10 protein-coding genes are annotated in these 13,408 nt (G+C 34.7%); all 10 read left to right on the top strand.

The window, feature by feature from the left end; translation table 11 throughout:
* The first annotated feature begins 50 nt into the window (after positions 1-50).
* The 10 genes from EL101_RS09595 to EL101_RS09550 all read left to right on the top strand — a co-directional run bounded on the left by EL101_RS09595 (position 51) and on the right by EL101_RS09550 (position 13,407).
* On the top strand, positions 51-1,007 hold the full coding sequence (locus EL101_RS09595) for a hypothetical protein (RefSeq protein ID WP_096596075.1): 957 nt from the start codon (positions 51-53) through the stop codon (positions 1,005-1,007).
* Positions 985-3,546, top strand: coding sequence for a glycosyltransferase (locus EL101_RS09590; RefSeq protein WP_096596076.1), 2,562 nt, complete (start codon positions 985-987; stop codon positions 3,544-3,546). The genes EL101_RS09595 and EL101_RS09590 overlap by 23 nt, the downstream gene beginning before the upstream one ends.
* 12 nt (positions 3,547-3,558) lie before the next feature.
* A complete protein-coding gene (locus tag EL101_RS09585; RefSeq protein WP_096596077.1) occupies positions 3,559-5,412 on the top strand; it encodes a hypothetical protein in 1,854 nt (617 codons plus the stop codon).
* A 12-nt stretch (positions 5,413-5,424) separates the two neighbouring features.
* Positions 5,425-6,234, top strand: a complete 810-nt coding sequence (locus tag EL101_RS09580; protein WP_096596078.1) for an ABC transporter permease — start codon at positions 5,425-5,427, stop codon at positions 6,232-6,234.
* Between the two features lie 11 nt (positions 6,235-6,245).
* Positions 6,246-7,436 carry a glycosyltransferase family 4 protein gene (locus EL101_RS09575; RefSeq protein WP_096596079.1) on the top strand — a complete coding sequence of 397 codons (1,191 nt, stop codon included), beginning with the start codon at positions 6,246-6,248 and terminating at the stop codon, positions 7,434-7,436.
* A gap of 5 nt (positions 7,437-7,441) precedes the next feature.
* Positions 7,442-8,362: an ABC transporter ATP-binding protein gene (locus tag EL101_RS09570; protein WP_096596080.1), complete on the top strand. Its 921-nt coding sequence runs from the start codon at positions 7,442-7,444 to the stop codon at positions 8,360-8,362.
* A gap of 18 nt (positions 8,363-8,380) precedes the next feature.
* Positions 8,381-9,196 (top strand): alpha/beta hydrolase, encoded by an 816-nt coding sequence (locus tag EL101_RS09565; RefSeq protein WP_096596081.1) that lies wholly within the window; start codon positions 8,381-8,383, stop codon positions 9,194-9,196.
* A gap of 42 nt (positions 9,197-9,238) precedes the next feature.
* Positions 9,239-10,570: a glycosyltransferase gene (locus tag EL101_RS09560; RefSeq protein ID WP_096596212.1), complete on the top strand. Its 1,332-nt coding sequence runs from the start codon at positions 9,239-9,241 to the stop codon at positions 10,568-10,570.
* Between the two features lie 109 nt (positions 10,571-10,679).
* Positions 10,680-11,306 (top strand): PepSY domain-containing protein, encoded by a 627-nt coding sequence (locus EL101_RS09555; RefSeq protein ID WP_096596082.1) that lies wholly within the window; start codon positions 10,680-10,682, stop codon positions 11,304-11,306.
* 892 nt (positions 11,307-12,198) lie between these two features.
* Positions 12,199-13,407 carry an MFS transporter gene (locus EL101_RS09550; RefSeq protein WP_142924898.1) on the top strand — a complete coding sequence of 403 codons (1,209 nt, stop codon included), beginning with the start codon at positions 12,199-12,201 and terminating at the stop codon, positions 13,405-13,407.
* Position 13,408: the final 1 nt, after the last annotated feature.

Below are 13,408 nucleotides of genomic sequence, written 5' to 3'. Positions count from 1 at the left end.
ATGTCTGCAAGCTCATTTTTCTTTAAAAATATATTTTAAGAGGTTAGTTTATGGATGATTTAAGATCATATTTAATTGAAAACCAAATTCTGTTTAACGTTTTTTTAGATGAACCGGGGTATCAATTTATATATAGTGATGTCAATTTGAAAGAAGAAGTCGGCACAGTAGAAGCATTTAATCATAAAGTTTATCAAGTGTTGAGTACAAGAACCATGGAAGGTCAATTGTACGGCTATTTAAAAGGTCAAAGAGAAATTGGATGGGTTAAGTTAAAAAACTCTCACTATGTTTTTAATAAGCAGAATGAAATCGTTTTTGTGAAAAAGTATGCAGAAATTCAAAACGCATTAAATATTACATACCAGTTCGCGGACCGTTTTACACAAGATGTTCAGAATAAATATTTAACGTCTACAGGTTTGGTGAAGTATAATGATGAATTTTATGAGCTGTTATTTCAAAAAAAGAGATTCGTAGGCTTTATGAAACCGTCTGATCTTGATGTGGGCTATCATGTCAATGAAAATGTCAATTTACGACAAGGGACAGTATTGTTTTTAGAAAGTCGTCTTAAGACAAAAGCTGAAAATGTTCATGTGAAAGGTGATTTTCGATTAAAGTTGCTATTTCCAGAAAAAGGTATTGGTAAGTTAGAAGAGGAGAAACAAGTCTACTGGATTGAATTAAAGCATGTCGATCCACAACAACTTGAACGTATTTTAGATACTTTGCCAGATTATAGTTCAACTGAAGAAGTAGAAAAGTCTGATCTCATTCATAATTTTTTAACAGAACGACAGCAAGCGAAACATGTCATTACAGCGTTAGTGAATGACAAAATGAATCAAGGATGGAATGCACAAGTTGATGGATTTGAGGGACAAAGCAATATTCATGAACGCTACCAAAATTTAAAAAACTCCAAATTAGGGCAGTTACAAATTAAATATTGGAATATGAGAAAAAAGTGGGGGAAGTCACATGGCAAATCAACCTCAAACTAAAAAGAATCAACTAAGGGAAGCGATTGATTTACTGAATACAGATTATCTACTTGGTTTGAATCGATTGGAAGAGACTTTAAATTCAAGTGATGTGGCGATGTATTTAAAGTTACTAGAAAAAAATGGCAAACTGAACTTTATGCATCAATTTAAGGATGAGTTAAATAAAGAAAAAGCGAGTAATGGTTCTCGTATTTTGAAAAAAGCGCAGTATCAAATTGGTATGATTGCAGATGAGTTTTTATACAATTCATTTAAAGATACAGCGGATGTTACTTTTATTCCGAGTGATGCTGAAATTGAAAAGATGCAGTTTGACTTTGTCATCGTGGCGACAACATGGCGAGGGATAGATGCATCATGGCAAGGTGTCGCTAGCCCTAAAAGTAGAATGCGCGCACATCTCATGCAGTTACTTGATGAACTTATTGAACGTCAAATTCCGTTAGTCTTTTATTCTAAAGAAGATCCTGTTAACTTCCATTTATTTAAAGATATTGCACGAAAATGTGATTATATTTTTACGACTGCACAAGAAATGGTTCAAGATTATATCGAATACACGAATAATAAAAATGTGAAAGTTTTACAGTTTGGGGTGAACCCACATTATCATAACCCAATTGGAACGAGAACGAATGAAGCGGCAAACAATAAAGATAACGTCATTTTCGCTGGTAGTTGGACTAAAAAATATCCACAAAGAAATAAAGATTTAGCACGTATGTTTGATGGTTTAAGTTTAAGTGGCAACGATTTAACGATTTTTGATCGTAATTTACACCTTGAAAGAGAACGCTATTTATTCCCTAGCAAGTATATACCTTATCTGACGGGTCCGTTAAGCCATGATGAACTGATGAAAGTACATAAGATTTTTAGATGGGCACTCAATGTGAATTCAGTCAAATATTCAGACACGATGTTTGCCAATCGTGTGTTTGAATTACAAGCATTCGGTAATTTGATGATTTCTAATTATTCAGTTGGTGTGAACAATCAATTTCCTAATGTGTTTATGGTGAATGATGAATCGGATGTCGGTCCTATTTTAAATCGGTATTCGGAGCACGAGTTGAGAGCCTTTCAAGCGAAGAATATAAGGAATGTGATGTTAGAACATACGACGTATCACCGCATCAATGAAATTGCGAACTTTATGGGATTAACGAGCACTGCCGTCCAACCGGTCATAGGTGTCGTTGTGCGAGAAAGAACAGAAACTTTAGTAGAGATGTTTCAACGTCAAATGAATGTGAAGAAAATTTTATTAACCGAACAAGAATTCAACGACCGCATACATGAATTAGATTTCGTGACATTTTTTGATGACCATTACATTTATGAAGAATATTATTTAGCTGATTTACTCAGTGCATTTTATTATACCGATGTCGATTTCGTACAAAAAACTTTAAACACAAACGTCCAAGTACATGACTATGTTGAATCGTATGATGATAAATATTTAACGCTCTTTGACGCACAAGCTTATCAATCTGAAGCGTTCAAATTAGGGTACACGTTAGATGATGCTGAAATCTTTGACAATGAAAAACAAATTTTAAGTCAAAATGATTTAGTTAGTGTGATTGTTCCGATTCATAATAATGGACGTTATTTAGAAGATAAATGTATGCGCAGTTTGAGACGTTCTTCAATGTTTGACCGCTTCGAAATCATTTTTGTGGACGACGGTTCTACAGATGAAGAAACACGTCATGTTATACAAAGATTAAGACGAAAATATCCTAATATTGTCTATTATCGATTTGAATCAGGTTCAGGTAGTGCCTCCAGACCACGTAATAAAGGCGTCGAACTGGCAACAACACCATATATTACGTATTTAGACCCTGACAATGAAGCGATAGGGGATGGCTATGCCCAACTGTATGAAAAATTAAAGGAAAATCCTTCTATCGATATGGTAGTCGGCAACATTATTAAAGAAGACAATCGTAAAAGGTCTGTGTTTAATTATTACGGCACGATTAAAAAATATAACCATGATGAACCTTTGATTACCAATACGAAAAAGTTTCTTAAAACGGCAGGCTTACGTGCGCAAAGCATTCAAGCACTAATGATTAAAGCAGAAGTGATTAAGAACAATCGTATCAAAATGGTGGAAGGTGCTGCCGGGCAAGATACCGTCTTTTTTCAAGAGCTGATGTTATATTCTAAAAAAGTGTTAGGTATTAAAGCACTCATTCATATGTATTATGCAGCAGTTAGTGGATCAGTCACGAACTCGACTTCAAAAAAATTATTTGATAAGTACTATAAACTCGAACTAGAACGTATTCCTTTTTTAGAGCAACATCAACTTATGGATGCCTATATGCAACAGCGCTTTAATTTGTACGTGAAAGGTTGGTACAGACCTCGACTAGATATCGTGAAAGCGGAAGAACGACAAGCTGCCATTCAACGATTTTTAGAGATATATCAGCTTTACGAAAAATATGACCGACCACAAGATATTGAATTAGATGATTACATTAAGGCGTTAAAAAAAGAAGTGCAACAGCGATAAGGGGGATGGCAGATGCACAATGACTTACAATTCATCAGTTTTGCTAAAAATTTTTTTATACTGCCAAATGAACAAGCGTTTGAATTAGACGGTTACCTTAACCAGAAGATCAGTCAAAAAACGATTTATTTTACGCCAGATTTGAATCATATCACTTTTTCAGTGCGAGGCTATCAAATCTTAATTCTTGGAGAGTTGGTCGACGTGAGAGACAGTACAAAGTCGGTTGTTATGATCGTAAGTGATTTGTTGCAACATCCCATCGATTCTGATGCCTTTCTAAATGAAATGTCTTTTTTTAATGGCAGATACGGCTTGTTCATTGCTATAGAAGATAAACTGTATTTTTATAACGATGCGACTTCATTTTTTTCTATGTATTACCATGATGTACAACCGGTTTATGCATCTCATTCAAAGCTATTACATCAATTGCTACAACAGATTTACGGTATTGAAGAACGATGTATTGTGGACAAAATGCGTGGTTTTCTGGATTTGAGCAAATATGAAAATATATATAAATTTAATGCGAATATGCGTTTTGAACTGAATGCGCATACATTGAAAAGGATATATCCTGTTGTTCAACATCAAACCTTGGATACAACTCGCATTGTCCAACAAGCCATTCCCTTGATGCAAGAGATGGTGGCATATATTTATCGTATGGGCCGACCTGTTGTGATGTCACTGACAGGCGGCTTTGATTCAAGAGTATCCCTTGCACTATTAAAAGACAAGTTACCGCAAACGTTATTTTTTACGTATTTAAAGACAGATGGGCAGGAAATCACGCGTGCACAAAAGAGAATATATGATATGGATCAAAAAGCGGTGCACTTTCTCGTGGATCAACTGCATTTAAAGCATCATTTTTTCAATATTAATCATAACGATGGAGATCAAACGGTGGCTGATTTATATACGCATTATGAATCCAGTCATTCTGAAAATATGATTCATTACTATAGTCAACATGGACAATTTCAAAACGTATCGCATGTGAAATCGTCCGTTTTTGAACTAGCCAAAGGGATAAGACCTAGAGAAGTCGAACAGCATTATGACAATATCGAGACATATGTCCCGTATATCGAAAAATGGTCGCCGATTAAAGAGAAATCATGGATTCAACATGCATTCGCACAATTTATTACAAGAAATGAAATAAGCGTATGTGTAGAAAAAGGCTATCATCCCTATGATGTTTTGTATCTAGAGTCAAGAATGAATGGATGGCATAGTGCCATTATTCAAGAAAGCGACCCGTACATGGAGGTTTATAACTTAATTCATTGTCGTTTCATTTTATTTCAATTGATGCAAATGGATTATGATGCACGAAAACAGCACGCGTTTCATAAAGCAGTGATTGAGCGATGTTGGCCATTACTCCACTTTTTTGGATTCAACACAGATAAACATTTATATCATCAATATGTCAATCTAAAAAAAGAACTTGAAAGCTATCAAAATCAGTCTAAAAAGACACAAACGACAAAATTAACTTACGAAACACAAGATTTTAAACAGACGTTTCAAGATCAACGTATTCATTTTAAATTGAACCGTCAAAAATTTGTGGAACATGAAGTTTATCAGTTAAACATTTTGAATGCCCATGATGAAGCAATTCCAATTTCTATTCGCACTTTTTACAGGAATCATAAAGGAAGAGCACGTATCTTTATCACAATTGATGATGAAAAATACGACATTGTAGATTTAGGGTATAAAGGGGTAGAGAAAACAATGGCACCGCAGTCGCAATTGTCTATCTCTCTGCAATCCACGAAAGATATCGATAAGTCATCTTGGCTAGAAGCGGCTAAATTTCAAGTTCAAGAAATTAATTCAAAATAAGAAGGTTATAGGATGAGAGCAATCATAGAGATTTATAAAGAACAAATTACGAATTTACCTAAAATTTTCAAATTAGCGATTTATAACATGAAAAGTCAATATGCCAATCATTATTTAGGTATCTTTTGGAATATTCTGCAGCCGGTTCTCCAAGTGGCCATCTACTACATTGTGTTTGGTTTAGGGTTAAGAGGGAGTAATAGCTCAATTATGGGCGTTCCTTTTATTGTTCATTTAATCTCAGGTTTATTTCCTTGGCTATTTATTTCTCAAGGTATCAATTCCGGTGCGTCAGCGATTCAAAAAAATATTGGCTTGTTAGCAAAGATGAAGTTTCCTTCTTCCATTTTTATATCGATTGCGCTAACAAATAATATGCTTAATTTAATGGTTACAACTGCGATCGTTTTTTTAATTTCATTAATCAATGGTTATGTACCTTGGTGGCATTACGTGTGGTTTATTTATTTCTTGATTGGATCGTTTTCCATCATTTTCGGCATATCTTTAATTATGAGCACCATGACTGTCATTGTGAGAGATACGAAAAATTTGTTGCAAAATGTCATTCGCATGCTCTTCTTTATGACACCGGTATTCTGGGTGTTAGAGGAACAACATGGCATATTATCAAAGTTAGCAAGCTTGAATCCTTTTGCATATCTCGTTGGCGTTTACCGCACCGCATTCGTTCATCATCAAACGGCTGTGTATGGCACTTGGTCTGATCATATTTACTTTTGGGTGACGACTTTTTTACTTATTTTAATAGGTTCAGTCATTCATATGAAATTCAGAAAGAGAATTCTAGATTATATATAGGGGCTTAAAATATGAAATCGAAAAAACTCTTAATGATTACACAAAACTTTTATCCTGAATTAGGTTCAGCAGCAAACCGAATGAAAATGTTGTTTAAACAATTTACGAACGAAAGTGTCATTACGCATGTATTAACAACAGAACCTTCTTACCCGAACCTTGAACTGTATCAAGATCAAAGTTATTTCGATGATGAAGCGGTGAATCGCTATGAAAATGAGCGAATTATACGCATGCATATGATTTTTGAAAAGCAGAATAAAAACCTCTTTGTGCGGCTAATGTACTATATTGAGCAATATGTGAGGGTACGCTATTACATTTTTAAGCATAAACATGATTATGATTATATTTACGTTACGAGTCCAAATATCTTTATTGCTTGGGCAACTTTGTTTATGAAAAAAGCGAAGAGACCGGATTATATTTTAGAAATACGAGATTTATGGCCTGACAGTGTGAATGGCATAAAAGGGATTAATCTAAAACTGACATGGCCACTACTTAAACGATTAGAGAAGTTAATGTATCAGCGCGCGGATAAAATTGTCATTAATCATCAAGGGTTTCGACAACATATTCAACAAATGTTAAACAAGGATAAGCCCATAGAATTTATTCCTAATTCAGTAAGTGCAGAAGAGCGTTTTATAGAAGAAAAATATAAAGATTTTCATGTCATTTATACTGGGAATATTGGTTACGCACAAGACGTCAATCACTTAATCGAGTTGTTTAATGGTTTGAATGACAATCAGGTGCATATTACAGCCATTGTGTATGGGGTGAAAGCACCAAAATTTCGAAAAGCGGTCCAACATTTAGATTATGTCACACTTAAACCTGCCATGAGTCGTAAACAATGTCTCAAAGAAATTTCTAAACATCACATTGCGCTATCGATTTTAAATGAAAATGAGACGTTTTTAAATGTCTTGCCTGGAAAGATTGTTGATGCATTAGGGGTGAACACACTTCCTGTCACCAATATAGGTGGAAAAATGGCTGAAGATATTCATGCTTTTCAAATCGGTTTTGCGGAAAAGAAAGCAACGCCTGAAATATTATTAGACCAAATTTTAATGTATAGAGACTCCCCCTCATATTTTGAAGACCAATTAAAAAACGTCCGTCAATATCGTCAACAATTTTTAAACTGGGAAACGAATATTAAAAAATTAATGAGCTTCCTTAAGGAGTGAACGGTATGCCAGCACCACAATATAATGTGATTTGTGAAAATGTCACAAAAATTTATGACTTAAATCGAAGTAGAGCAGACAAATTACTGTCTTTATTCACTTTTGGTAAGACGTATTCATTTAAACCGTATTATGCGTTAAAAGATGTCAGCTTCAAAGTGGAACGAGGCACCTCTGTCGGTATCATTGGATTAAATGGATCAGGGAAATCCACGCTATCGAATATTTTAGGAGAAGTGGTGATGCCGACATACGGTGAAGTTCATACAGAGGGGAAACCTTCACTCATTGCAATAGGCGCAGGTCTCAATCCTTCTTTTACAGGTGAAGAAAATATACGGTACAAATGTTTAATGCATGGAATGTCAACGCAAGAAATCAACGAAAAATTTGATGAAATCGTCAAGTTTAGTGAACTGGATGAGTTTATTTACCAACCCCTTAAATCGTATTCCAGTGGTATGAAATCGAGATTAGGGTTTTCCATTGCGATTCATACAGACCCTGATATTCTCATTGTGGATGAGGCGTTATCAGTGGGTGATGAAACTTTTTCAAATAAATGTATTGAGCGGATGAAAGCCTTTCAAGAGCAAGGAAAAACGATTTTCTTTGTATCTCATTCTGCTAGCCAAATTCGAAAAATGTGTGATAAAGCGCTGTGGATTCATTACGGTCAAATGGTCGCCTATGATGATGTTCATTCAGTGATTAAACGTTATAACGCACTCGTTCAAAAAATTAAACATATGCCTAAATCTGAACAGGTCGCCTATAAGAAAAAGAAATTAAAGCAACAACAAGTCAGTGATTGCGACGTGTCCACAATATCACAACAACAAGATATCTCATTGATGACGCAGGGCCTGATTGGTGTTACTTTCATTGGTTGGATCGCTGCGATATATTTTCAATTAATCGGATAAGAACTGGGGGAGACCTTCATGATTCAATTTAATTATGAGACATTAACAAAAGAAGACTTGTTAAATGCAAATAATCAACAAGTCAAACTGATGTTAGATGGTATCGATTTTTATATTTTTGTTCATATCAAGCCGAATTCTGAGCGACTTCTTGTACATACGAATGGGGCAATTGATAAAAATAAAGCGAAACCACCTGTATTTTTAAGAAAGAGTTGGCGTGATGATTTTGAAGCGCACTGTCTGTTTATTGATGATCGTACCATTCATGAGAGTCCACTCAATTTAGGATGGGGATTAGGGACAAAAGAGCGATATTATGTTGAAGATTATGCGCGAATTAGCCAAAAAGTGAGTCAACTTCTGAATGTGGATGATAATCAAGTGACGTATTTTGGGAGTTCAGGCGGTGGGTTCATTTCAATGATGCTAGCGACATATCATCAAAATTCACGTGCTATTGTTAACAACCCACAAGCATATGTGCATCGATATAGTCGAAATCACGTGACAAGGGCTTATCAATTTGTCTTTGGGGAGATGTCCTTTAACGAAGTGAATCAAACGTATGCACATCGTCTTTCTACCACAAGTCTTATGAAAAAGCGCAATCACATTCCTGAGATACTTTATATTCAAAATCGTTTAAGTCATGAAGATATGGAAGACCATGTGATGCCATTTACTCAAATGCTAGACAAGTACAACCTTGATAGTTCGCGCATTAACTTTCTATTATATAATGATAGGAAATCGGGGCATAATCCGCTACCTAATGACAAAACAGTAGAATTAGTTAATTTGTTTATGAAGCGACAATTGAACATTTATTAGGAGATGATGTTGAATAGCAATCATCAAAAGGGAGATGATAAAGTGAAAAAAGTATCGATGTTCGTGTGGAATCATTTCACCAACGATGCGCGGGTCAATCGAGAATGTACGGCACTCGCTGAAGCGGGATATGATGTTGATTTAATTGCGATTAACGACCCTAAAAATAAAGATATTCAACCATTTGAACAACGAGAAGATCATTTTCGTGTTCATCGTGTCAGACGCTATCCCATACTGATTCAAGCATATGCCGACTATGGAAAGAAGTTTGTCATTACGATCGGTGGCATATCATTTTCGATTGCAGCAGGGTTATTTTATATTAATTTCAAGCTGATGTTCGGCTACGCGATGTTGTTAATGGCTGCATTTGCGGTGCTGAAAGTTAAAAAAATACGTAAATGGTTCATCAATAGTGCCATTATTGCACGAATGATTGTGAAGGGTTATATAATGAAGGCTGATATTTATCATGCGAACGACTTGAACACATTACCTCAAGGGATTGTTTGTTCAAAATTGCGACTCAAACCGAAACCACTCGTTTATGATAGTCATGAAGTGCAATCCGATCGTACGGGATACAATCCAGAGCGCATAAAAAAAATAGAACGCTTTTTGTTACGCTTTGTGGATACGATGATGGTCGAAAATCATACACGCGCAAAGCATAACGAACAATTGTATGGCTTTTATCCGCAACCTTTATACAATTATTCAGCATTGTATGATATTGAAGAGCAGCCACGTATCAATTTGCACGCTAAGTTAGGTATTCCTACAGACGAGAAAATTTTACTCTATCAAGGTGGTTTACAACAGGGGCGTGGTCTAGAAAAACTCATTGAAGCGATGCCAATGATTGATGAAGGGGTGCTTGTTTTCGTTGGAGGTGGAAAGCTCACGGAAGCATTGAAAGCACAAGTACATGCCTCACCTTCAAGAGACCGCATCTACTTTTTAGATAAAGTCCCATTTGAGCAGTTGCCAAGTATTACGCGAGAGGCATTCGTCGGCTTTCAAGTGTTGCAAAATATTTGTTTCAACCATTATTCGGCAAGCTCAAATAAGCTGTTTGAATATATCATGGCGCATGTGCCTGTTATTTCATGTGATTTTCCGGAGATTAAACGTGTCGTGGAAGAAAACCAAGTGGGTATCGCAACCGACACGCATGAAAGTCAAAACATTGCAGATGCGGTGAACCATATGTTACATCATCCTGAAGATTATGAACGTTATCGTGCTAACACTCATCGTGCGAAAATGATTTATAATTGGCAAAATGAAAAACAAAAATTATTAAATGTGTACAATACACTTGATGATAAAGTTTCATTTATAGGGAAAATACAACCACAAATGAAATAAATTACTCAAACTTTTATCCGATATTGAAATTGATTTGATATGAATATGTCTTAAAATCCATTCAATTGGGTATATCAATTATAAATACTAATATCGGAGGTTTTTAAATATGAAGTTTAAAATGTTGTCTTTATTATTAGCATCAGGAATCGTCTTAGCAGCTTGTGGTAACGATGATGATGATCAAAAAAATACAAACAACACAGATAATGACACTAAAACAGAACAAACGACTGATAACAATCAAAATAGCGATGACAATGATCGTGATGACAATGATGATCAAAACACTAAAACACAAACGATTGATGTTAAAGACGTAAAAACAACACCTGAAGATGCCATTAAAACCGCAAAATCTTCATTTGATGGCGACGTGAAACAAGTAGAATACAAAAAAGAAAATGGTCAATGGGTTTATGACATTGATTTAAGAAACAATAATGAAGAAGCAGAAGTCAAAGTATCTGACAAAGATAATAAAGTGCTAAATACGAAAAAAGAAAAAGAGATGGATAACGATAACGACAAAACGATTAATTACGGAGATGCCATTGATTTTAAAGAAGCAGTGAAAAAAGCACAAGACCAACAAAAAGGTGACTTGAAAAAATGGTCATTAGATAACGATGACGGTCAATTTGTATACAACATCGAATTAATGACAGATAATGGTGAACAAGAATTAGTACTCGATGCCAAATCTGGTGAAGTGTTACAACAAGAAAATGACTAATCTGTGATAAAAAGGAAGGGTCTGGGATACAAAAATTTTTGACGCTATTGATGCAGTATTTTTGTTTAACTTGCCCTCTCCTTTCGAGTTATGTTTTTGATTGTCCTCGTGGCTGCCCTTTCCTAGGCTGTCCCTCCAACAAAATTCGGCTTAATTAGAATGTACATTTGATGGAAGCCGAATTGGATTTTCGGAGCAGTACAGAAATCTCATGTGTAACAAAGATTTCGTAGTACTGCCCCCCGCAAGGCTGACTAGACTTCTCAAAAGTTCAAATATTGAGAAGTCAGACAGCTACTACGTTAAACAGTAGTCGCTTTTAAAGTTAAATGACGTTATTTTTGCTTTTAACGTTATCTCTCAGGAGTGACAGCCTTCTGGGCAATCTTATCTCTAATATAACGAAACTGAGGGCAAGATTTTGAAGTCAAGAAAACAATAGCATCATTTTTTGACAGTTTTAAAATCATTAATGAATAATCAATCTATAAATCGTAGAAATAAGGCTGGAAAACTTGAAATGCCCCCTGCCTTATTCCTACGATTTAATTGTTGATAGAAGTATTAAAGAGAATCAGCCGTCAATTTTGACTATTTACCTCAAAGGCACAAGATACAAAAGACTGAAAAACTAATGATGTTCTCTCTCTTCGATATTGATTAACTCATTTTTCAGAGATATCTCATTTTCTATATTTACTTTTCTGAAAATATGAAATATACTGGAATTTACTATAATTAAACTCAATATCTTTTCTCGATAAGTTTACATATGATCATATTGAACAAAAGACTATCGTAAGACGTCATGATAAATATTTAGAGCCAATAAGATTGAACTAACATTTTTAGCGATGTAACAACAATGAAAACGAGGTAATGTACAACTGTGATGACATCTCAAATATTTAAATTCATTTCAAATGATTTTGTCGTAGGATTAGGAAACAGTATTTTTAACTTGGCTTTGATGTGGTATGTCTTAGAACAAACAGGTTCAGCATATTTCACAGCGACTATTGGTTCATTATCACATATTGCTCAAATATTAGTAGGATCATATGCTGGAATTAAAGCAGATCAATGGAATCAACCCATAAAAATAATGGTTTACAGTTTGCGTTTCAATAGCATATTTCTTTTAGTCATGTGTTTCGTAGTATTGATGTTTGACTTTAAATTATATCTAATCATAGTTTTACTTTTTTTGAGAGAAATAACGATGGTTTTTCAGTTACCAAATCAAAATATATTAATTCCTAGATTAGTACAAGCTCAGGAAGAGGTTAAAAGTGTTTTGAGTTATAGAAGTTTAACGAAGAACGTATCCATGATGCTAGGTTTTGCAATAGCGGGATTTTTATTTTCTGCTATTCCTTTTTTTATGTTAATTCTATTGATTATGATGTTATTTATCATCGGTTCCAGTGCTATCAGTTCTATAAAAACCACAAACGAAATGCATCAACCCTTACACAAACTAAAAACGCATAAATCTTTGGACGAATTCAAAGCGGTGTTCAAAATGATTTTACGAGATTATTATTTAAAACGCGTGATGATCACGGCAATGATGCTCAATATCATTAGTATGGTTGCACCCACATTTGTGGTTTATTTTAATCAATATTTGAATGCGCAACCAAAGGATTATGGTATGTTCCAATTTTTCATCGCTTTGGGAAGTATGCTTGCAGCTTCAATCGGATTAAAATTAAAGCATAAGATGTCTGCTTATAATATTTTAGTTACTTTTTGGTTGTTGATGGCGATGACTTTTATTTACATGTTTATGAATCATTCATCTCAAATCGCCATTGTTTTAGGTTTGATGATAGGTGTATGTCTCACATTACCGAATATTTTATTCAACACGTATAAATTATTAATTATTGAGGATGAATATAGGGGACGTATATCAGGTACAATTCAATCAGTGAGTACACTTTTCATCCCAATAGCATATTATTTTTCAGCATTTATTACTGAATATTTAGGAGCGAATTTCGTATATTTAATTGCGGGTATGATTCAGTTGATTATCGTTATGACTTTAATATTTGATCAACGTGTGAAAAATCGTTTCAACCAGTTAGTTTGAC

Source organism: Staphylococcus delphini, from assembly GCF_900636325.1.
Classification (GTDB): Bacteria; Bacillota; Bacilli; order Staphylococcales; family Staphylococcaceae; genus Staphylococcus; species Staphylococcus delphini.
The sequence above is the reverse complement of the archived record's forward strand: the minus strand, read 5'-3'. Positions and strand labels throughout refer to the sequence as shown.

Coding starts and splice junctions, on each gene's coding strand:
- EL101_RS09570 (WP_096596080.1), top strand. CDS start 7,442: ATGCCAGCACCACAATATAATGTGATTTGTGAAAATGTCACAAAAATT.
- EL101_RS09565 (WP_096596081.1), top strand. CDS start 8,381: ATGATTCAATTTAATTATGAGACATTAACAAAAGAAGACTTGTTAAAT.
- EL101_RS09580 (WP_096596078.1), top strand. CDS start 5,425: ATGAGAGCAATCATAGAGATTTATAAAGAACAAATTACGAATTTACCT.
- EL101_RS09595 (WP_096596075.1), top strand. CDS start 51: ATGGATGATTTAAGATCATATTTAATTGAAAACCAAATTCTGTTTAAC.
- EL101_RS09555 (WP_096596082.1), top strand. CDS start 10,680: ATGAAGTTTAAAATGTTGTCTTTATTATTAGCATCAGGAATCGTCTTA.
- EL101_RS09575 (WP_096596079.1), top strand. CDS start 6,246: ATGAAATCGAAAAAACTCTTAATGATTACACAAAACTTTTATCCTGAA.
- EL101_RS09585 (WP_096596077.1), top strand. CDS start 3,559: ATGCACAATGACTTACAATTCATCAGTTTTGCTAAAAATTTTTTTATA.
- EL101_RS09590 (WP_096596076.1), top strand. CDS start 985: ATGGCAAATCAACCTCAAACTAAAAAGAATCAACTAAGGGAAGCGATT.
- EL101_RS09550 (WP_142924898.1), top strand. CDS start 12,199: ATGACATCTCAAATATTTAAATTCATTTCAAATGATTTTGTCGTAGGA.